This is a genomic window from Streptomyces sp. NPDC050658 (genome assembly GCF_044457025.1).
Lineage (GTDB): Bacteria > Actinomycetota > Actinomycetes > Streptomycetales > Streptomycetaceae > Streptomyces.
This window is the reverse complement of record NZ_JBITGM010000001.1, coordinates 1032660-1051495: the sequence shown is the minus strand read 5'-3', so window position 1 is coordinate 1051495 and position 18836 is coordinate 1032660. Positions and strand designations below refer to the sequence as shown.

General features: G+C 71.6%; 19 protein-coding genes. 13 read left to right on the top strand and 6 right to left on the bottom strand.

Features of this window, described 5'->3' with window-relative positions; translation table 11 throughout:
* Window positions 1-6 precede the first annotated feature (6 nt).
* Complete coding sequence (locus tag ACIBKX_RS04760; RefSeq protein ID WP_363273348.1) at window positions 7-1452, bottom strand: hypothetical protein; 1446 nt, start codon at window positions 1450-1452, stop codon at window positions 7-9.
* A gap of 135 nt (window positions 1453-1587) precedes the next feature.
* On the opposite strand from ACIBKX_RS04760, the gene ACIBKX_RS04755 reads away from it, so the two are divergent.
* The 3 genes from ACIBKX_RS04755 (at window position 1588) to ACIBKX_RS04745 (ending at window position 5073) form a co-directional block, all read left to right on the top strand.
* A complete protein-coding gene (locus ACIBKX_RS04755) occupies window positions 1588-2142 on the top strand; it encodes a DUF1269 domain-containing protein (protein WP_363273349.1) in 555 nt (184 codons plus the stop codon).
* Complete coding sequence (locus tag ACIBKX_RS04750) at window positions 2142-2627, top strand: DUF1269 domain-containing protein (protein WP_363273350.1); 486 nt, start codon at window positions 2142-2144, stop codon at window positions 2625-2627. Before ACIBKX_RS04755 ends, ACIBKX_RS04750 begins: the two co-directional genes overlap by 1 nt.
* Window positions 2628-2790: 163 nt before the next feature.
* Window positions 2791-5073, top strand: coding sequence for a LuxR C-terminal-related transcriptional regulator (locus ACIBKX_RS04745; protein ID WP_363273351.1), 2283 nt, complete (start codon window positions 2791-2793; stop codon window positions 5071-5073).
* 115 nt (window positions 5074-5188) lie between these two features.
* On the opposite strand, the gene ACIBKX_RS04740 is transcribed toward ACIBKX_RS04745, so the two are convergent.
* A complete protein-coding gene (locus tag ACIBKX_RS04740) occupies window positions 5189-5620 on the bottom strand; it encodes a LuxR C-terminal-related transcriptional regulator (protein ID WP_363273352.1) in 432 nt (143 codons plus the stop codon).
* Between the two features lie 170 nt (window positions 5621-5790).
* Window positions 5791-6063: a hypothetical protein gene (locus ACIBKX_RS04735; RefSeq protein WP_363273353.1), complete on the bottom strand. Its 273-nt coding sequence runs from the start codon at window positions 6061-6063 to the stop codon at window positions 5791-5793.
* Window positions 6064-6262: 199 nt separating this feature from the next.
* Between ACIBKX_RS04735 and ACIBKX_RS04730 the strand changes: the two genes are divergently transcribed.
* A complete protein-coding gene (locus ACIBKX_RS04730; RefSeq protein WP_363273354.1) occupies window positions 6263-6724 on the top strand; it encodes a hypothetical protein in 462 nt (153 codons plus the stop codon).
* Between the two features lie 19 nt (window positions 6725-6743).
* Here the strand turns inward: ACIBKX_RS04730 and ACIBKX_RS04725 are convergent, their stop codons facing one another.
* Window positions 6744-8048, bottom strand: coding sequence for a diacylglycerol kinase family protein (locus ACIBKX_RS04725; protein ID WP_363273355.1), 1305 nt, complete (start codon window positions 8046-8048; stop codon window positions 6744-6746).
* Between the two features lie 126 nt (window positions 8049-8174).
* On the opposite strand from ACIBKX_RS04725, the gene ACIBKX_RS04720 reads away from it, so the two are divergent.
* Window positions 8175-9656: a DUF2252 domain-containing protein gene (locus ACIBKX_RS04720; RefSeq protein WP_363273356.1), complete on the top strand. Its 1482-nt coding sequence runs from the start codon at window positions 8175-8177 to the stop codon at window positions 9654-9656.
* Here the strand turns inward: ACIBKX_RS04720 and ACIBKX_RS04715 are convergent.
* Complete coding sequence (locus ACIBKX_RS04715) at window positions 9648-10457, bottom strand: YhjD/YihY/BrkB family envelope integrity protein (RefSeq protein ID WP_363273357.1); 810 nt, start codon at window positions 10455-10457, stop codon at window positions 9648-9650. The genes ACIBKX_RS04720 and ACIBKX_RS04715 overlap by 9 nt on opposite strands.
* A 287-nt stretch (window positions 10458-10744) precedes the next feature.
* On the opposite strand from ACIBKX_RS04715, the gene ACIBKX_RS04710 reads away from it, so the two are divergent.
* The 4 genes from ACIBKX_RS04710 (at window position 10745) to ACIBKX_RS04695 (ending at window position 14570) form a co-directional block, all read left to right on the top strand.
* Window positions 10745-11251, top strand: a complete 507-nt coding sequence (locus ACIBKX_RS04710; RefSeq protein WP_363273358.1) for a hypothetical protein — start codon at window positions 10745-10747, stop codon at window positions 11249-11251.
* Between the two features lie 146 nt (window positions 11252-11397).
* Window positions 11398-12699, top strand: a complete 1302-nt coding sequence (locus ACIBKX_RS04705) for a glutamate-5-semialdehyde dehydrogenase (RefSeq protein WP_363273359.1) — start codon at window positions 11398-11400, stop codon at window positions 12697-12699.
* 110 nt (window positions 12700-12809) lie between these two features.
* Window positions 12810-13385 carry a hypothetical protein gene (locus ACIBKX_RS04700; protein ID WP_363273360.1) on the top strand — a complete coding sequence of 192 codons (576 nt, stop codon included), beginning with the start codon at window positions 12810-12812 and terminating at the stop codon, window positions 13383-13385.
* Window positions 13386-13499: 114 nt separating this feature from the next.
* The gene (locus ACIBKX_RS04695) at window positions 13500-14570 is read left to right on the top strand and encodes a hypothetical protein (RefSeq protein ID WP_363273362.1); all 1071 of its coding nucleotides are present in this window, start codon (window positions 13500-13502) and stop codon (window positions 14568-14570) included.
* Between the two features lie 3 nt (window positions 14571-14573).
* Here the strand turns inward: ACIBKX_RS04695 and ACIBKX_RS04690 are convergent, their stop codons facing one another.
* Window positions 14574-15683, bottom strand: a complete 1110-nt coding sequence (locus ACIBKX_RS04690; protein WP_363273363.1) for a M48 family metallopeptidase — start codon at window positions 15681-15683, stop codon at window positions 14574-14576.
* Between the two features lie 97 nt (window positions 15684-15780).
* Between ACIBKX_RS04690 and ACIBKX_RS04685 the strand changes: the two genes are divergently transcribed.
* The 4 genes from ACIBKX_RS04685 (at window position 15781) to ACIBKX_RS04670 (ending at window position 18727) form a co-directional block, all read left to right on the top strand.
* Window positions 15781-16005: a hypothetical protein gene (locus ACIBKX_RS04685; protein WP_363273455.1), complete on the top strand. Its 225-nt coding sequence runs from the start codon at window positions 15781-15783 to the stop codon at window positions 16003-16005.
* 86 nt (window positions 16006-16091) lie between these two features.
* Window positions 16092-16256: a hypothetical protein gene (locus tag ACIBKX_RS04680; RefSeq protein ID WP_363273364.1), complete on the top strand. Its 165-nt coding sequence runs from the start codon at window positions 16092-16094 to the stop codon at window positions 16254-16256.
* 67 nt (window positions 16257-16323) lie between these two features.
* The gene (gene nadD, locus ACIBKX_RS04675) at window positions 16324-16962 is read left to right on the top strand and encodes a nicotinate-nucleotide adenylyltransferase (RefSeq protein ID WP_363273365.1); all 639 of its coding nucleotides are present in this window, start codon (window positions 16324-16326) and stop codon (window positions 16960-16962) included.
* A 16-nt stretch (window positions 16963-16978) separates the two neighbouring features.
* Window positions 16979-18727, top strand: a complete 1749-nt coding sequence (locus ACIBKX_RS04670) for an LCP family protein (protein WP_363273366.1) — start codon at window positions 16979-16981, stop codon at window positions 18725-18727.
* Window positions 18728-18836: the final 109 nt, after the last annotated feature.

Here is an 18836-nt window from a genome sequence, read left to right as displayed (position 1 = left end):
CCTCGGTCAGCCGGAGGCCCCAGTCTTGGCGGGCGCCGGAGGCCCGGCCTCACCTGCCGGGGGTGAGCCCTCCGTCCTGGCGAGGAGCGTGATCGCGATCTCGTACGCGGCGAGCAGACAGGCGATGACGAGCAGCGCGGTCCACGACGAGAGGAGCAGCGCGATCAGGGCGGCGACGACGAGGCCGGACACCCGCAGCACATCGGCGTTCCGGGCCAGCCACGGCCGCACCGGGGAGTCATGGGTGAGGCGTTCCCCGGCCCGCGCCACGAAGTGGCCGGTGGCCCTCGCGCCCTGTACCGCGTACCGGCGCAGCGCCACCGGCAGCCGTCCGGGCCCGACCAGATAGGCCAGCACGGCGATGCCGACACCGAGCCAGAGCAACTGGTCGCCCCGTTCGCGCAGGGTGGTGAAGACGGTCCACAGGGCGGCGGCCACGCCCTCGCGGTAGACGCCGGGCTGCACCTGGCCGAGCAGCTGGTCCCGCACGGCCCGCAGCACACTGGACAGCACGGTGACCGTCACCACCAGCCACAGGCCCAGCTGGAGCAGGGTGCGCCGCCGGTTGGGGGAGACCCACAGGGCGAGGCCGAGCAGCACCGGAACACCGATCAGCAGACCGACCACGGCCTTCTTGAACAGGACGACGGCGTCCTGCAGTTGCCCGAGTTCGTTCCGGTCGTAGAGCCGGATCTGCCCGAAGTCCTCCGGGAGGTTCACCCCGAGCGCGTTCTCGATGCGCTCGTGCAGACCGGGCGGCAGCTCGCCGGAGGACAGGGCCGGCAGATCGAGCTTCTTGCCGAACACCGACGGCAGTTCCTCCTCCAGGGACTTCAGCAGGTTGTTGACCATCGGCAGCAGGTTCAGCGTCACCGTGTCGCCCTGCACCCGCACGTTTTCGGAGCGTTTCTCCAGCACCGCGACGATCCGCCGGTGCGCGTGTTCGTTCGTCGCACGCCACAGGTCCTGGAACTGATCCGTCGCGATGAGCTTCGAGATCGAGTCCCGCATGAAGTCGTGGACGGCTCCCGTGACCGGCGCGGCGAGGAAGGACGCACGGGGCGGCAGCGCCTCGGACAGCCGCCGCTCGACGTCGGCTTGATCGAAGATCTCGTCCGCCAGATACGCGGAGACGGCGGCGTTCACCTTCGGGTCCTCGGGCAGCGGGCCCACGGTGGCGATCCAGCGATCCGTGTTCAGGGTGGTCCGCGATCCCCACACCCCGACGACCGACGTGACCGAGAGGACGGCGACGAGGGCGATCAGCACGGCCGCGACGACACGGCGGAGCGTCAGCAGGCGGGTCCGGCGCCGCCGCTCGGTTCCGGCCCGGTCACGCAGTTGCTCGACCTCGGCGCGCAGGCGGGCCAGTTCGGTCTCGGTGGCGGTCTCGGTGGCGGTCTCGGGGGAGGGCACGGGGTCGTCCCGGCCCGGCGTCTGTCCTTGACTCATGGGCGTCGCACCTCCGTCGGCCAGCGTCGCCGCGCCGCCGTGCGCCTTGCTCACCTGCGGCGGGTGAAGCGGCGGGGGTGATCGGCCGCTGTGATGACGGCCGTGACGGCGGACGTTCCGCCGGAGGGAGGGATCATGACCAGCATCGGACCGGTACAAGTCCTCACGGTCGAGTTCGGCCCGGAAGCCAAGTTCGAGGGCCGGATCGTCGAGGAGCTGGCGATCCTCGAGGCCAACGGGCAGATCCGCGTACTCGACATGCTCTTCATCAGCAAAGGGGCCGACGGAGATCTGTTCACCCTCGACTTCCAGGCGGAGGGGATGGGCGAGACGGTCTCCGCCCTGCTCGGCATTCCCGTGGAGAGCATCCAGCCGGCGCAGAACGTCTACCCGAGCCTCGCCGAGGGCAACGCCTTCGGTCTGGGCCTGGACGAGATCCGGGAGATGGCCGAATCCCTCGATCCGGACACCTCCGCGGCCGTCGTCCTGCTGGAGCACGTATGGGCCAGGTTCTTGCGCAAGGCGATCCGTGACGCCGGTGGGGTGCCCGTGGCGGAGGGCTTCCTCACCGAAGAGGCACTCGAACCCGTCGCCGCCGAACTCATGGCCGTGGCACAGCGCCTGGGCGATCCGGTCGTCAACGGATCAGGCGTGGCCCGGGCGCCCGGCAGCAACCAGAGGAGCACCTGATGGCCGAACTCGTCGTACTCGGATTCTCGGACAAGGAGAAGGCGCAGGGGGTCCTGCGCCTCGCCAAGGAACTGTCCCGCCAGGAACTGCTCGACCTGGAGGACGCCGCACTCGCCTGGCGCACCGCGGACGGCAAGATCCATGTGCGCCAGACCTACAACACCACGGCCACCGGCGCGGCGGGCGGAGCCCTGTGGGGCTCGCTGTTCGGGCTGCTCTTCCTGATGCCGGTGTTCGGTGCCGCGGTGGGTGCCGCCACCGGCGCCGTGGCGGGCAAGCTCACCGACATCGGCATCAACGACGCGTTCGTCAAGGAGATCGCGGGCACGCTCGAACCGGGCCGGGCCGCCGTCTTCGCCCTCGTGCGACGCTCGACGCCCGACCGGGTACGAGAGGCGCTACGCCCCTTCAACCCCAGTGTGATCCGCACTTCGCTGACCAAGGACCGGGAGGAAGAGCTGGTGGCCGCCCTTCAGGGGACGTAGCGGGGACGGCTCGCGGCCCCGCGTCGCGAGCGCTCCGCAGGCGCGCCGTCTCACCCCGGAACTTCACCCGGGTGAGATGGCGCGCGCCGCGTTCTCCGCCCGCACAACCGGACCCACACTTTCCCTGCGACGCGTCGGCTCGCTCACCGAGGGGGTGCCGCGCATGGTCGATGGGACGTGCCGCAGAGAGGACAGCGGTCCTGACCGCGAAGCCGCCGGAACCGCGCCCGCACTGCCCGGTTGGCTGGTCCCAAGGCCCCGGCTGACGGACCGCATCGCCCGAGGCGTTCTCGGTCCGCTGACCGTGGTCGTCGGGCCGGTGGGCGCCGGCAAGACGGCGCTCGTCGTGGAGTGGGCGCACACCCGGCAAGCGCCGGGGCCGCTCGCCTGGGTCACCTGTGACGGCCAGGCGGAGCAGGCCGGAGTGTTCTGGCAGCGAGTGACCCACGCTCTGCACGCGGCCGGCGTGGAACTGGCGGAACCCGCCACGGCGGGCGACCTTCCGCTGCTCGTGGCGGCGCTCGCCGATGGTCTGAACGAGCACGCCGAGCCGGTGGTGCTGGTTCTCGACGACTTCCACCCCGTGCCCAACTCACCGGTCGCGGAGGGGGTCACCACCCTGCTGCGGCACACCCCCGGCGTGCTGCGCATGGTGGTGCTCGCGCGCCGGGACCCGCCGCTGCACCTGCGGCGCGGACGGCTCACCAGCGACGTCACCGAACTGCGCACCGCTGACCTCGCGTTCAACGACCGGGAGACCGCGGAGCTGCTCGCCCAGCACGGGATCGACGTCTCCAAGCAGACGGTGGGCACGCTGCGGCGGCGCACGGAGGGCTGGGCCGCCGGTCTGCGGCTCGCCGCCATGTCGATGGAGAACATCCGTGAACCCGACCGGTTCGTGGCGCAGTTCGCCGGTGACGACGAGGCGGTCGCCAGCTATCTGGTCGAGGAAGTGCTGGACGCGCAGCCGGCCGGAATGCGCAGACTGCTGCTCACGACCAGCCTGCTGGACCGAGTGAACGCGGAACTCGCCGTGGAACTCTCCGGTGCGGACGCCGGACGGCACTTCGCGGCCCTCGTCCGGGAGAACTCCTTCCTGCGCCCCGTCGGACAGGGCTGGTACCGGTGCCACCAGATGTTCGCCGACGTGCTGCGGATGTGTCTGCGGCACGAGGTACCCGGCCTTGAGGCGCCCCTGCACCGCAAGGCGGCCCGCTGGCTCGACGAGCACGGCCTGCCCGTCGACGCGGTGCGCCACCTGCTGGCGGTGGGCGACTGGGACCAGGCCGCCCGGCTGATCGTGCACCGGCTCGCGATCGGCCAGGTCCTCGGCCTGGCCAGGGCGCGGCTGCCCGTCGAGATGATCCGGCAGCTGCCGGAGGACCTGCCGACGGACGAGCCCGAACCCGTCCTGCTGGCGGCGGCCGTCGCCCAGGCCCGCGGCGACGACACGACATGTGCCCGCCATCTAGAGCGTTCCGCACGGCTGATCGGCCGGCTGTCGCCGGAGGAGGACGGCCGCGAGGCACGCTGCCGGATGGCCCATGCCGTGATCCGCATGGAACGGCTGCGTTCGTGCGACCCGAGGGCGGCCCGGGTCGCCGCGGCCGAGGCCGAGTCGGCCGGACTGCGGCTGCCGCACACCCTGGTGGCACAGAGCCCCGAGATCCTCGCCCTCACCCTGACCGTCCGGGGCAGCGGCGAACTGCGGGACGGCAACCTCAAGGCGGCCGAGGCCTCCCTCACCCGAGGGCTCAAGACCGCCGGTGCCGCGGGCAACGGCACACTGCGCCGCGACTGCCTGGTCGAGCTGGCGCTCCTCGACACGCTGCGCGGACGCTTCCGCGCCGCCGATGAACTCGTCACCCTGGCCACCCAGCCGCCCCTGCCCTCATGGACCACGGCCGAGCCCGCGTCCGCCGCCCTGCACACGGTGCGGGCCTGGGTGGAACTCGCCCGCGGCGAGCCACGCCGGGCCCGTCGCGAACTGACGGCCGGCGAGGCCGCGCTGAACAGCCGGCCCGACACGTTCCTGTCCGACCTCGGTTCGCTGGCCACGCGTCTGATCTGCCTGGCGGAGGCGGGCGGCGGCCCGGCGGCCGTCCCGCTCGGCGACGTGGTGGCCCGCTCCCGGCTGCCCGGTACGGTGCTGCGGACCCTGGGTCCCGTGTGCAGCACCGTGCTCGGCTCCGTCCGTACGGGGCGGCTCGCGGCGGCCGCGGCCGAGCCTGTGCCGGGCCCGTCGGCCCCGGCCGAACGGCTCAGCGCACGGGAGCGCGACGTACTGGACCGGCTGGCGCAGATGATGACCACGGAGGAGATCGCCCAGGAGCTGTACCTCTCGGTCAACACGGTGAAGACGCATCTCAAGAGCGTCTACCGCAAGCTCTCCGTCTCCCGGCGCTCGGCCGCCGTCCGCAGGGCCCGCGAGCTGCAGCTGCTGTGACGGCTCCGATCAGGTTCTGTGACGGCTCCGATCAACTGCTGTGACGGCTCCGCCCGCCGCACCGTGCCCGGTGCGGCGCCGCCGCGCCCCCTCACACCAGACCCAGTTCCCGCGCTCACACCAGACCCAGTTCCCGCGCCCGGTGCACGGCCTCGGCCCGCGAACGCGCGCCCAGTTTCCGGTACACGGCACGGGTATGGCTCTTGACGGTGTTGCGCGAGACGTACATGCCGTCGGCGATCTGCCGCAGCGGTACCTCCTCCTGCAGCTGCCGGAGCACCGCCAGCTCACGGCTCGTCAACGACACCGGGCCCGGCACGGCACGGCACGCCTTCCCCGGCGGCGCCGGCACCTGGGCCAGTACCGGCACCTGGGCCAGCACGGCCGACGCCTCGTGGGCGAGGGCCCTCGCACCCCTTGGATCCCGCACCTCACCGGCGATCTCCAGGAGGACGCCGGCGACCCACATCAGACAGGTCGTCACGGCCGCGTCCGCGGGCGCGGGCTCATGGCCGAGGAACCTCAGCCTCCTGCGGAGAACGGACACCCGGCGCTCCCCCTGAGGCCGGTCTTCCGATCGTGGGTACAGCGCTGTGGACATGCCCCTCACCTCCCCGTGCGACAGGGCATCACCCCTCCACGATGGAGGGCTCCGCCAGCCGCCGGAAGGGTCCTGTCTGGCCAGACATGCCCAGGGCCGGATCCGTCGGACAGGCCCTAGCCCGCGCCACCCGCGGGTCCGGGCAACCGGCGTACCTCCAGGAGTTCGAGCCCGAGCGCCTGAATGCGGTCGAGGATCGAGTACAGGGCGGACTGGTCGAGTCCCGCGCCCAGCAGCACCGTCTCGGCGGGGTGCAGCACCACCGTCAGTTCGCCGAACGCCGACTTGAAGGTCTCACTGATCTTGCCTCCGACATGGATCTCGAAGTCGCCACCGCCTGGGGGCGTCCCGGCCGGTTCAGGACCGGAGCCCGCATGCACCCCACCCATGGCGTCCCTCCTGCCGTCAGTCCAAAGGCCGACCCAGCAACGCCATTCTCGCGGCGGTACGGCTGACGGCATCACCTTGAGCGGGTGACGGCAGCCCGGGATACGGGGCTCATCCCCCGCGGGTGAACCGGCGGGGCACGGACGGGCGGGATGCTCGGGGTGCTCCGGGTTCACCGGGCTCACCGAGGAGGAGGCCGACATGGTTGAGCAGAGTTCGCGGGGCCAGGCCCGGTCCGGCACGCCTGAACCGGAACCCCGCGTCAGCGCGCCCGCGCTCGGCGGAGTCGTCTTCGCCGTGTGCGTGATGGTCATCCTCGGCGGTTACCACACGATCGCGGGCCTCACCGCGGTCCTCAGCGAGAACTACTACCAATCGCAGAGCGAGTACGCGTTCGACTTCGATGCGAACGGCCGCGGCTGGGTGCAGATGATCACCGGCGTCATCGTCCTCGCGGCGGGCCTCAACCTCTTCCGGGGCCGCACGTGGGCGCGTGTCGTGGGCATTTCCGTCATGGGGCTCAGCGCGCTGGAGAACTTCTTCTTCACTCCGTACCAGCCGGTGTGGTCGGCCATCATCATCGCGCTCGATGTCGTGGTGATCTGGGCGCTCGCCTCGTACGGGCATCGTGAGGCGCACAAGGCGTACGGGGAGCCGCTGTAGCCGGGCGCACGGAGTGCCGTCAGTGCCGCGACGTGAGCCCGAGCCTGGCGAGCAGACGCCAGTCGAGCGGCGGCCGTTCCCGGTACACGCCCGGCCGCCGCCGGGGCACGACCACGCGAAGGGCCCCGGGACGCACCTCACAGCGCACGGGTACGTCCAGCCGCAGGGCCTCCCCGTCGACGCCGACCGGGATCTGCCGCTGGTCGGCGTCGACGACCACCGTGGTGGCGGTCGCCGTGGTCAGCCCCGCGGATTTCCGGCCCCGGAGCAGGCCCACGGCCTGGGAGGCCGTCGTGACGTGGACGCCGACGCAGCCGAGGATCCCGCCGTCCAGCCGCGTGCGCCGCCCGAGCCCGGCGACGTCGTGCGCCCCGTAGGGGTTGTTGCTCACCAAAAGGGCCTGCGGATCGCGGAATTCACGGTCGCCCGCGCGTGCCGTGAGCCGTGCGCCGCGGTGACGCAGGAGGAGATCGGGGAGCAGTTCGAGGGTGGTGCGGGTCTTTCCGTCCCGGTACGACGGGCTCTGTACGACCTCGGCGTACGCACCGAACGACACGTTGTTGACGAAGGGCAGCGCTCCGGCCCGGCCGAGGTCCACCTGGAGTTCCACCCCGTCGCGCAGGGCGTCCAGCGCCTTCGCGGGGTCGTCGCGATCCAGGCCCAGGTCCAGGGCGAAATGGTTGCGGGTGCCCGCGGGGATCACGACGAAGGGCAGATCCAGTGCGGCGGCGACCTCGGCGACCAGGGCCTGGGTGCCGTCCCCGCCGGCGACACCCAGGAGGTCGGCCCCCTCATCCGCGCAGGTCCGGGCCAGCGCCGCCACATCAATGGTTTCGGGCCCCTCCAGGAGCTCCACCCGCGCCCCCAGCGCCTCGGCGCGTTCGCGCAGCCCGAAGCGGCCGACCTTGCCCCCGCCCGAGCGCGGATTCATGATCAGGACCGGTTGCGCGAACTTCGGCGGAGGCCGTTGCGGCATCGGCAGCGAGGCCGAGCGTGGCCCCAGAGCCGCACGGCCCGCGCCTGCCGCGAGGAACCACAGGGCGATCGACACGATGACGACCCAGGCGAGGTGCGCCCGCGTGTACGCCACCAGGACCCCGACCGGGGCGGCGAGCGCGAGGAGCGCCGCGAGGTAGCGGGTCACCCCCCGCCTGCTGAGCACCCACCAGACCGCGGCGGCCGTGACCACCAGTCCGGCCAGGCCCACACCGAGCAGGGCGAAGGTCCGGACCCCCGCGAAGACACCGAGAACCAGCAGCGCGGCAGCTGCGCCCGCCAGGGACGCCCGGGCCAGCCACCGCCGACCACGCATCGTCGGTTCCATGCCGACCAGTCTGCGCACCCTTCCCGCCGCGGGCCTCACCCCTGGGAGGCGACCTCACACCGGCGGGGTGACGTCGCGGGCACCGGCCGTGGGCAGTGTGCTCACCGTCCCGGACGGGAGGGCGCGATGACCAAGACCAAGACCGAGACCAGGACCAAGACCGAGACCGAGACCGAGACCGAGACCAGGACCGAGACCAGGACCGAGACCGAGACCACGAGCCGTCACCTCACCGCTCGGCAGCGGGCGGCGCTGGGCAGGGCGGCCCGCTCCCGTGTGCCTCGATCGAGCCATGCCGAATTCGCCCCCGCGGCCGGCCGGCCGGACCCGATCGACGTGATCGGACGGCAGTCGGCCAGCAGGCTCCAGGAACTGGTGCCGATCCGCTACGGGCGCATGCTCGAGTCGCCGTTCCGGTTCTACCGGGGAGCGGCGGCGATCATGGCCGCCGACCTGGCGGACACACCGGCCACCGGTCTGCGCGCCCAACTCTGCGGAGACGCCCACATGTTGAACTTCCGGCTGCTCGCCTCGCCGGAACGGCACCTGATGTTCGACGTCAACGACTTCGACGAGACGCTGCCCGGCCCCTGGGAGTGGGACGTCAAACGCCTCGCGGCCAGCCTCGTCATCGCGGGCCGCGGCAATGGGTTCCGCACCGCGGAGCGCGCACGGGTGGTGCGGGCCGCGGGCCGCTCGTACCGGACCTGGATGGAACGGTTCGCCGGGATGCGGACGCTCGACGTCTGGTACACGCAGATCGACGCCGATCGGCTGTACGCCATGCTCGCCGCCAGGCTTGACACCCGGACGCGACGGCGCCTGTCCAGGGCGATCGGCAAGGCGCGCGGCCGGGACCATCTCCAGGCGCTGGGGAAGCTGGCCCACCCGGTCGACGGGGAGCTGCGCATCGCCGCCGATCCGCCCCTGATCACTCCGCTCGGCGACTTCCTTCCCGACGTCGAGCGCAAGCACATCGAGGAGCAGCTGCGGGACCTGATCGAGTGCTACGCCCACACGCTCACCGCGGACCGCAGGGCACTGCTGGCCCAGTACCGGGTGGTCGACATGGCCCGGAAGGTGGTGGGCGTGGGCAGTGTGGGGACCCGCTGCTGGATCATCCTGCTGCTCGGCCGGGACGACGACGACCCGCTGCTGCTCCAGGCGAAGGAGGCGCAGACATCGGTCCTCGCGGAGTTCGCGGGGGAGAGCGAGTACGCCAACCAGGGTGAGCGGGTGGTCACCGGTCAGCGTCTGATGCAGGCGACCAGCGACATGTTCCTCGGCTGGGAACGGGCCGCGGGCTTCGACGGCCGCGAACGCGACTTCTACGTACGACAGTTGAGGGACTGGAAGGCCATCCCGCAGGCCGAGCTGATGAGCCCGGACGTCATGCGTCTGTTCGGCCGGGTCTGCGGTGCGACGCTGGCCCGCGCCCACGCACGCTCCGGCGACCGGATCGCCATCGCGGCCTACCTGGGTCGCTCCGACACGTTCGACCGGGCGCTGGCGCGTTTCGCGGAGGCCTACGCCGACCAGAACGAGCGGGACCACGAGGCGCTGGCCGCGGCGGTGCGGGCCGGCCGGGTGGCGGCGGCGTCAGCGTGACGCGGCGCCCGCCGCGCCGCCCAGCCGGTGCCGCAGGAACTCCTCCTGGGCCAGTACGCGGCCCACGGCGACCCCGAACACGACACACGTGAAGAAGAGGATCAACCAGGACAGCATGGTGAACACCGAGCCGAGCGCCCCATAGCGGTCCGTGCTCATGTGCAGCGCGCGGGGCAACCACAGCCCCGACAGGGTGTAGAACGTGACCGCGCCCGTGCCGGTCAGCACGGCCCCCGGCAGCAGCGGCAGCCAGGACACCCGCTTGGCGAGCAGCAGATGCTGGGTCCACCACCACATCAGCACGGCCGCCGTCAGCTGCAGCGGGAACCCGAGGACGAGGCCTGCCCCGAACGCCCGGTGCAGCGTGCCCTGCACCACCAGCATCACGATCCACACAAGCAGCCAGACGGCCCAGCGCCACACCGTGATCCGGATCCCGGCGCGCGGCAGGCCCCAGGAACGTTCGCACAGCCGCTGCAGGGCACGCGTGAACGCCGTGGCCGACAACAGCGCGACCAGCACACCCGCCGCACCCCAGCTGTGCAGGGCGTTGTCGCCGCCCGCGGTCAGCTCCCCGGTCTGCGCCACCACGGGGCCGCCGGTGCCGAGCAGCGTGCGCAGCGAGCGCAGGAGCTCACGCCGGACGGCCGCCGGGCTGAAGGACGCCACGGCGATGAGCATCGGCAGGGCGGCCAGGAACGCCTGCGCCGCAAGGCGCGTCGCCATGTCCAGGATGTTGATGTGGACCAGCTGCTGGACGACTCGACCCGCCAACGGGCGCACGGCATCCGTGTTCGGCATGACGGCACCCTTCCGTGACGACGGCACGCGCCTGCACGGGGCCACCTTCGAACCGGTCGCCTCGCCGCACGTCGCCCGCTCCGGGTGACGGCGGTGCCGCCGTGCCCCGTCCCGGAGCAGTGCGATCCCGGCCGAAAACAGGCGCGAACGCCTTGGAACGGCAGGCCCCTGCGAGGTGAAACTCCCCAAAACCGCCCCGCGGGGGCGCTTGGCCTGCTCAACTTTGTTCCAGACACTTCCGCACGACCATTGCGTATCCGCACCACCATTGAGTAAAGGAGGCCGTCGTGAGACGAGTGCGCCCAGGGGCGGCGTCCCGCGGGTCGGCCGAGCGGGCCCTGACGAGCGTCGCCGCGGGGGCGACGTACGCGGGTGCCACGCGGGCGGCGGGCGAGACGGACGGGACGGGCGAGCAGCGCGAGACGGACGAGAGGGAGGGCGAGACGGTGGAGGCGCCCCGTCTGTGGCACGTCACGCTGAGCGTCTCGGGAGCCGAGACCCCGCTCAAGGAGGTCAGGCGAGGCCTCGAACAGCTCGCCCACGACCACCCCTTTCTGCTGACCAGCAGGTACGCACCCGACCACGCGGAGATCCGGTACTGGGAAGAGGCCCGCGACCTGCACGACGCGGCCGCCGTCGCGCTGCGGCTGTGGGGCGAGCACCGGCAGAGCGCGCAGCTCCCGCCCTGGGAGATCGTGGGGCTCGAAGTGATCGACCGTGACACGTACCACCAGAGGATCGCGGAGGGGTACGGTCCGCTGCCCGCCACCCCGGTCGGCGTGCACCCCTTTTGAGCCGACGTTCGAGCCGATGTCTGGGCCCACGCCTGGGCCCACGCCTGAGTCCACGCCTGAGTCCACGTTCGAGCGGACGTGAGCACCGTGGTCTCGGCTGCTGAAACGAGGGGTGGACCGCGCCCACCGCGCATTACCCTGCCGACATGACGTCCCTCCCTGCTTCGTTCTCGGGCTCCCCGTACGACAACCTCTCGCCGGTCGCCCAGGCCGCCTACCGCGCCCGCGGCGCCGCCGCCACGCTCGCGCCGCTGCCGCGCGCCGCCAAGGACGACGCGCTGCTCGCGATCGCCGACGCGCTCGAGGTGCGCACCGCCGAGATCGTCGAGGCCAACGGCAAGGACATCGCGCGCGCCCGGGAGGCCGGGACCAGCGAGGGAATCGTCGACCGGCTCACCCTCACCCCCGAGCGGGTCCGCGCCATCGCCGCCGACGTGCGCGACGTGGCCGCCCTGCCCGACCCGGTCGGCGAGGTCGTCCGCGGCTCCACGCTGCCCAACGGCATCGACCTGCGCCAGGTCCGCGTCCCGCTCGGCGTCGTCGGGATCATCTACGAGGCCCGTCCGAACGTCACCGTGGACGCGGCCGCCCTCTGCCTGAAGTCCGGCAACGCGGTGCTGCTGCGGGGCTCTTCGTCGGCGTACGAATCGAATACGGCACTCGTCCGCGTCCTGCGCGACGCCGTGCACGGCTCGGGGCTGCCCGCCGACGCCGTCCAGCTCGTGCCCGGCGAGAGCCGCGACTCCGTACGGGAGCTGATGCGCGCCCGCGGCCTCGTCGACGTGCTCATCCCGCGCGGCGGCGCCTCGCTGATCAAGACGGTCGTCGAGGAGTCCACCGTCCCGGTCATCGAGACCGGCACCGGCAACTGCCACGTCTACGTGGACGCGAAGGCCGACATCGACATGGCCGTCGACATCCTGATCAACTCCAAGGCCCAGCGCCCCAGTGTCTGCAACGCCGCCGAGACGCTCCTCGTGCACGCGGACATCGCCGACGCCTTCCTGCCGCGCGCCCTCGACGCGCTCGCCGAGGCGGGCGTCACGGTCCACGCGGACGAGCGGGTGCTCACGTACGCCGACGGGACCAAGGCCACCGTCGTGCCCGCGACCACCGAGGACTGGGAGACCGAGTACCTCTCGTACGACATCGCGGCGGGCATCGTCGACTCCCTGGAGCAGGCCGTCGAGCACATCCGGCTGTGGACCTCCGGGCACACCGAGGCCATCGTCACCACCTCGCAGCAGGCCGCGCGCCGCTTCACGCAGCTCGTGGACTCCACGACGGTCGCCGTGAACGCCTCCACGCGTTTCACGGACGGCGGCCAGTTCGGCTTCGGCGCCGAGATCGGCATCTCCACGCAGAAGCTGCACGCCCGCGGTCCGATGGGGCTTCCGGAGCTGACGTCGACGAAGTACATCGTCACCGGAGACGGCCACACCCGCTGAGCCGGAGACGGTCCCACGCGCTGAGCCGGGCCCGCTGAACCGCCGGGTCACGACAGTTGAATTCCCGTACCGTCTGCCCAGATTGCCCCTTCCGGGGCTACGCTGGGAGCGTGCCGGAGGACGTGGGGGGCACGCCGTCGTTTCCCGACGGCTGGGAGCCCGACGACGACCGCGACCGCGGGGGTGCGGACGAAGAGTTCGCCTCCGTGGTCTTCGACGAGGACTTCGTGAAGGCCGCCGAAGTCCATGAACCCACCGCGGTGGAGCGGCTGTTGGCCGCCGCCCAGGCGCGTGCCGAGGCCTCCGAGGCCGAGGCCCGCCGGGCCCGCACCCGCGGCCCCGGCCGCGAGTCACCGGACGACGACCTCTACGACGACGGCTTCGGGCCGGACGAAGGCGGCGAGTTCGGCCACGACCCCGACTTCGACGACGCGTACGACCGTGAGTTCACCGAGGACGGGTACGGCAGGCCGGGCTATGCCGGCCGGTCCCGCTGGCACCGTCCCGTCGCCTGGATGCTCGCCCTCGTGATGGGCATCGGCATGGTCGCGCTCGCCTTCACCGCCGTCTACCGAGGGGCGTCGTCGGGGCGCCAGGAACGCGTCCCGCCGCCCGTGTCGACGGAGCCGTCGGCCTCCGCGGAGTACGGCCAGCCGCCCGTCTCCGCGGCGCCGCGCAGCCCGTAGGAATGCCCGGGAAAATCCCCGTGGAAATCCCCGTGGAAATCCCCGTAGGAAGTTGTCAGAAGTTGTCGCGCACCAGCGCGTTTACCTGACAGCCAGGAGACCTACCCTGAAGGTATGGGCGGGCCAGGAGAACCACCTGAGGGGACACCCGAGGGAGCTCCCGCCGGTGGCGAGGACGAATACCGATCCGTCGTCTTCGACGAGTCGTTCGTCCGCGCCGCACGGCTCCAGGAGTACTCCGCGCAGGAGCGCATGGGTGATCACGCACGAGCGGTGCGCCGACGCCCCGCCGCGGCCCGCAGGAACCTCTCCAAACAGGCCGTGATCCTCGTCCTGCTGATCGCCGTCGCCTTCGGCACCGCGATCTACATGGGCGTACGCCACCCTTATCAGGCCCCGGTCGCCCAGCGCCCCGAGCCGCTGCGCATGACGGTCATACCGCTCGCCCCGCAGGGCACCGTGCCGGGCGCCGAGAAGCCCGCCGACCTGTACGAGCACAGCCCGGCCGCGCAGTTCCGGGTGGGCGCGTCCGGCATCAACCTGCCCTCGGCGCGCCGCACTTCACACTTCTCGGACAGTCAGGTCACCACCGCCCTGAGCACCGCCAAGGACTATCTGGTCGAGTCCTCGCTCGACCCGGACGTGCTCACCGGCGGCGCCGTGCGCTCGGCGCGGATCCTGCTCGACCCGCAGCAGCTCGACCAGTTCGACGACAGCTTCGCGCACCCGGCGGCGGACGGCCGGCACGCGCCCACCGGCTGGCTGGTGCGGTTCGACCCGACGAAGATCGCGCTGGCCTCGCCCGGAATCCGCGTCCAGGGCTCGCTGCACGCCACCGAGACGGACAAGGACACCCTCGAGGTGACCTCGGACCACACCTTCGTGTACGCGCTGCGGCCGGTCGGCGATGACCGGCACGCGAAGGCCTCGCTCTTCACCGTCCGCCGGGAGCTGCAGTTCCGCTTCGACCGCGACGACCTGCGGATGCACCAGGCCGAGCTGCTCGTGTCGTACACGCAGGCGGGTCCGCTCGCCTGCTCCGCCGACGCGGCGAACCAGCTGCGGCCGCTGCTCGCCGGGCAGAAGGCGAAGGCGGGCGGCCCCGCGGGCACCGACCCGTACGCGACGGGGGACGCGACGGCGCTGTGCGGATCGCTGGCGGCGTCCGCGCAGCCTTCGCCGTGAGGGTTACTTGCCTGCGGCGTCGGAGGGGCCGCTGCCGCCGCCCTGCTGCCCGCCCGGGCCCGTGAACTTCCCGCGCAGCTTGCCGCCCAGGTCGCCCGCGCCGCCCGCGATGTCGTTGACCAGCTTCATCAGCGGGTCCTTGCTCTGGCGCACGTTGTCCGCGTAGCTGGAGGCCGACTGGCGGAAGGAGTCCGAGACCGAGGTGTCCTTGTCCTCGTCGCGCCGCGGGTAGTGACCGTCCATGATCCGCTGGTAGTCGCGGGTCGCGGCCCACTTCTTCAGCTCGGCGGCGCGCACGGTGGTGAAGGGGTGCGTACGGGGCAGCACGTTCAGGATCTTCAGCACGGAGTCCCGCAGGTCGCCCCCGGCCTCGTACTCGTCGGCCTGGGCGAGGAACGCGTCCACGTTCATCTCGTGCAGATGGTTGCCGCCGGCGATCTTCATCAGTCCGCGCATGGACGCCTGGAGGTCCTGGCCCACCAGGAGCCCGGCCCGGTCCGCCGACAGCTCGGACTTGCGGAACCACTCGCGCAGGGCGGTCACGATCGCCATGATCGCCACGTTGCCCAGCGGGATCCACGCGACCTTGAGCGCGAGGTTGGTGAGGAAGAGCAGTATCGTCCGGTACACCGAGTGGCCGGAGAGCGCGTGGCCCACCTCGTGGCCGACGACCGCCCGCATCTCCTCCTCGTCGAGCAGCTCGACTAGGCCCGTGGTCACCACGATGATCGGCTCGTCGAGGCCGATGCACATCGCGTTCGGGTTCGGGTCCTGGTTCACGTACATCGGCGGGACCTTCTCCAGGTCCAGGATGTAACAGGCGTCCCGCAGCATGGTGTTGAGGTGCGCGAACTGCGCGTCGGAGACCCGCACGGAGTCGGAGAGGAACAGGAGCCTCAGGCTCCGCTCGGGGAGCAGTCCGCTGAGGGCCTTGAAGACCGTGTCGAAGCCGCTGAGCTTGCGCAGGGCCACCAGGGCGGAACGGTCCGCCGGGTGCTCGTACGCCCGTGAGGAGATACCGGGGAAGCGCCTGCGCTGCCGGCTCGGCACCTTCTCGTGGCCGCTGCCGTCCCGGCCGCCGTTCCCCTGGCCGTGGTCGTTGTCGTCGGTCATGCCCCATCCCCCATGCTCGTCCAGTCATGCCCCCGAGGTGGGACCCAGCCTAGGCGGAGATACCGTGACAGGGCAGCACACCTAAGGAGTAGTCCTCATGGAGCACAACCCCGCCGCCCAGTGGGTCACGGAGGCGGCCGCGTACGCCGCCAAGGAGCAGGGTGCGGGCAATCTGCTGCGCGTCGTGCTGATCGTCATGGTCGTCGGGTGTGTCCTGATGGGCTGGTTCCTGCTGCGCGGCTATCGGCAGGGGCAGGACGAGGACCGCGCGGAGCCGGGAGCGAAGACCTCGGCGGCCAAGGACGAGGACTGCGACAGCTGAGTCGGCGTGAGGTCCGCCGCGGGCCCCGCATACGATGGCCCGGAAGTCTTTATGTCCATCCCACCCCCGGATAGGTCCTGCCTGAGATGAGCCTCCACAGCACCGCCGCCCAGCTGGTCACTCTCGCCTCCGAGGGCGGCGAGCACGGCGGCAACCACGAAAGCCTCAGCCCTCTGCTCACCGGCGGCGGCGCGTTCGTCGTCCTGCTGCTGCTCCTGTGGATCACCACGCGCTTCAACCGGGACCGCTGAGCGAGCCGGTCTCCGAACGGGACCGCTGAAGCAGGGCCCGTCCGCCGGGCCGGTAGGGTCTGCACGCATGGGAGAGCAGGACATGCCTACCGGTCCCGGTACCGGCCCGGCGAACAAGGGCAAGCGCCGCCTCGGCGTCATGGGCGGAACGTTTGACCCCATCCACCACGGGCACTTGGTGGCGGCCAGCGAGGTCGCCGCGCAGTTCCACCTCGACGAGGTGGTCTTCGTGCCCACCGGCCAGCCGTGGCAGAAGAGCCACCGGGCGGTGTCCCCGGCCGAGGACCGCTATCTGATGACGGTCATCGCGACCGCCGAGAACCCGCAGTTCTCGGTGAGCCGCATCGACATCGACCGCGGCGGACCGACGTACACCACGGACACCCTGCGCGATCTGCGCACGCTCAACCCGGACACGGACCTCTTCTTCATCACGGGCGCCGACGCCCTCGGCCAGATCCTCACCTGGCGCTACACCGAGGAACTGTTCTCCCTGGCGCACTTCATCGGGGTCACCCGGCCCGGCCACACCCTGGCCGACCCCGGGCTGCCCGAAGGCGGTGTCTCCCTGGTGGAGGTCCCCGCCCTCGCCATCTCGTCGTCGGACTGCCGTGCGCGGGTCGCCAAGGGGGACCCCGTCTGGTACCTGGTGCCGGACGGTGTGGTGCGTTATATCGACAAGCGCGAGCTGTACCGCGGCGACTGAGCCGAGAGGGGCACCGGTGAACGACCGACAGTACGACCCGTACGCGGGCGGCGACCCGTATGCGGGCGAGTACGCGGCTGATCAGTACCAGGTCGTCGGGTACGACGAGTATGGGCAGCCGGTGTATCAGCAGGTCCAGGCCCAGCAGCAGGTCCAGGCCCCGGCTCCGGCCTCGTACGACCAGTACGGGGCCCAGCAGCAGGGCTATGGCTACGACCCGTACGCGGCGGGACAGACCGGGCAGACGGGGCAGCAGGCTCCGGTGCCTCCGTACGACTCCGGTGCCTATCCGGCGTACGAGCAGCAGCGGGCCCAGCAGCAGCCGCAGGCCCAGCCCCAGCAGCAGCCTCAGCCGCGCCGGCAGACGCAGACGGAGCAGACGGGCTGGATCCCGCAGCAGCAACAGCCGCCGCAGGCGCCTCCGCAGCAGCAGCCTGCGCAACAGCCTCCGCGGCCGCAGCAGTCCCGGCAGCCCGAGCGGCAGCCGGAGCGCGAGCGTGCGTACGAGACACAGCAGTTCTCGTTCATCGAGGAGCCCGACGAGGACTCCGAAGACGTCATCGACTGGCTGAAGTTCACCGAGAGCCGCACCGAGCGGCGCGAGGAGGCCAAGCGGCGCGGGCGTTCCCGGGTCGTCGTCCTGGCGGTCGTCTTCGCGCTCGTCGTCGCGGGCGGCGTCGGCTACCTCTGGTACGCGGGCAAGCTGCCCGGCCTGTCCGAGGACAAGACCGGCGGTGGCGCCGCCGCGGCCGGACCGCAGAACCGCGACGTGATCGTCGTACACCTGCACAACACCAAGGGCGGCGGCACCTCCACGGCGCTCCTGGTGAACAACACCACCACCGAGCGGGGCACCACCGTCCTGCTGCCCAACTCCCTTGCCGTGACGGACGACGACGGCACGGGGACGACGCTGGGCAAGTCGGTCGACGACGACGGTTCGACCGGCACCCGCGAGTCGATCGACGCGCTGCTCGGCACCCAGGTCGAGGGCACCTGGCGCCTCGACACCCCCTACCTGAACAACCTCGTCGAGCTCGTCGGCAACATCGACATCGACACCAACGCGAATGTGCCCGACCCCAAGGCCAAGAAGGGCGAGGCCCCGCTCGTCAAGAAGGGCGAGCAGCAGACCCTCAGCGGCCCGATGGCCGTCGCGTACGCCACCTACCGCGCGTCCGGCGAGAGCGAGACCGCGCAGCTGAGCCGGTTCGGTGCGGTCATGCAGGGCGTCCTGCGCAAGCTGTCGTCCGACCCGCAGGCCGCGACGACGACCGTGCAGTCCCTCGCGCAGATCCTGGACCCCTCCCTCAAGGAGAAGGACCTGGGCGCCTTCCTCGCCAAGCTCGCCGACCGGGCGAAGGGCGGCGACTACGCCACGGAGCTGCTGCCGGTCCAGCAGGACGGGACGCTGTCGGAGAAGGCCGGCGAGAGCGTGGTCAAGGACGTCCTGGGCGGCGCGGTCAAGAACCCGGACAAGGGCGCGGCCGTGCGGGTCGGCGTCAAGAACGCCTCCGGGACCAAGGGCGCCGGACAGGACGCGCGGATCTCCCTCGTCAACGGCGGCTACACCTTCGTCGACGGCGGGGCGGGCTCCGCGGCCCAGCCGGCGTCGACGGTCACCTACGCGGACGCGGCGAAGAAGACGCAGGCCGCCGAGGTCGCCAAGACCCTGGGGCTGCCGGACAGCGCCGTCCGCAAGGGCAGGACCGCACCGAACGCGGACGTCGCGGTGGTGCTCGGGCAGGACTACAAGGCGGGCTGAGCCGACCACTGAGGCGGGCCGGGTCATGGGCCCGGCCGGGCTGAGCCACAGGCACTGCTCCGGCCGGGGTGACGCAGCAGACAGCGTGATCGGGAAATCGCCTGGGGTG

Bases quoted from the DNA above. Each gene is read 5' to 3' on its own strand.
- ACIBKX_RS04735 (WP_363273353.1), bottom strand. From the start codon at position 6,063: ATGGGTGGGGTGCATGCGGGCTCCGGTCCTGAACCGGCCGGGACGCCC.
- ACIBKX_RS04750 (WP_363273350.1), top strand. From the start codon at position 2,142: ATGGCCGAACTCGTCGTACTCGGATTCTCGGACAAGGAGAAGGCGCAG.
- ACIBKX_RS04680 (WP_363273364.1), top strand. From the start codon at position 16,092: ATGAGCCTCCACAGCACCGCCGCCCAGCTGGTCACTCTCGCCTCCGAG.
- ACIBKX_RS04690 (WP_363273363.1), bottom strand. From the start codon at position 15,683: ATGACCGACGACAACGACCACGGCCAGGGGAACGGCGGCCGGGACGGC.
- ACIBKX_RS04720 (WP_363273356.1), top strand. From the start codon at position 8,175: ATGACCAAGACCAAGACCGAGACCAGGACCAAGACCGAGACCGAGACC.
- ACIBKX_RS04745 (WP_363273351.1), top strand. From the start codon at position 2,791: ATGGTCGATGGGACGTGCCGCAGAGAGGACAGCGGTCCTGACCGCGAA.
- ACIBKX_RS04725 (WP_363273355.1), bottom strand. From the start codon at position 8,048: ATGGAACCGACGATGCGTGGTCGGCGGTGGCTGGCCCGGGCGTCCCTG.
- ACIBKX_RS04685 (WP_363273455.1), top strand. From the start codon at position 15,781: ATGGAGCACAACCCCGCCGCCCAGTGGGTCACGGAGGCGGCCGCGTAC.
- nadD (WP_363273365.1), top strand. From the start codon at position 16,324: ATGGGAGAGCAGGACATGCCTACCGGTCCCGGTACCGGCCCGGCGAAC.
- ACIBKX_RS04730 (WP_363273354.1), top strand. From the start codon at position 6,263: ATGGTTGAGCAGAGTTCGCGGGGCCAGGCCCGGTCCGGCACGCCTGAA.
- ACIBKX_RS04755 (WP_363273349.1), top strand. From the start codon at position 1,588: ATGACCAGCATCGGACCGGTACAAGTCCTCACGGTCGAGTTCGGCCCG.
- ACIBKX_RS04705 (WP_363273359.1), top strand. From the start codon at position 11,398: ATGACGTCCCTCCCTGCTTCGTTCTCGGGCTCCCCGTACGACAACCTC.
- ACIBKX_RS04760 (WP_363273348.1), bottom strand. From the start codon at position 1,452: ATGAGTCAAGGACAGACGCCGGGCCGGGACGACCCCGTGCCCTCCCCC.
- ACIBKX_RS04695 (WP_363273362.1), top strand. From the start codon at position 13,500: ATGGGCGGGCCAGGAGAACCACCTGAGGGGACACCCGAGGGAGCTCCC.
- ACIBKX_RS04715 (WP_363273357.1), bottom strand. From the start codon at position 10,457: ATGCCGAACACGGATGCCGTGCGCCCGTTGGCGGGTCGAGTCGTCCAG.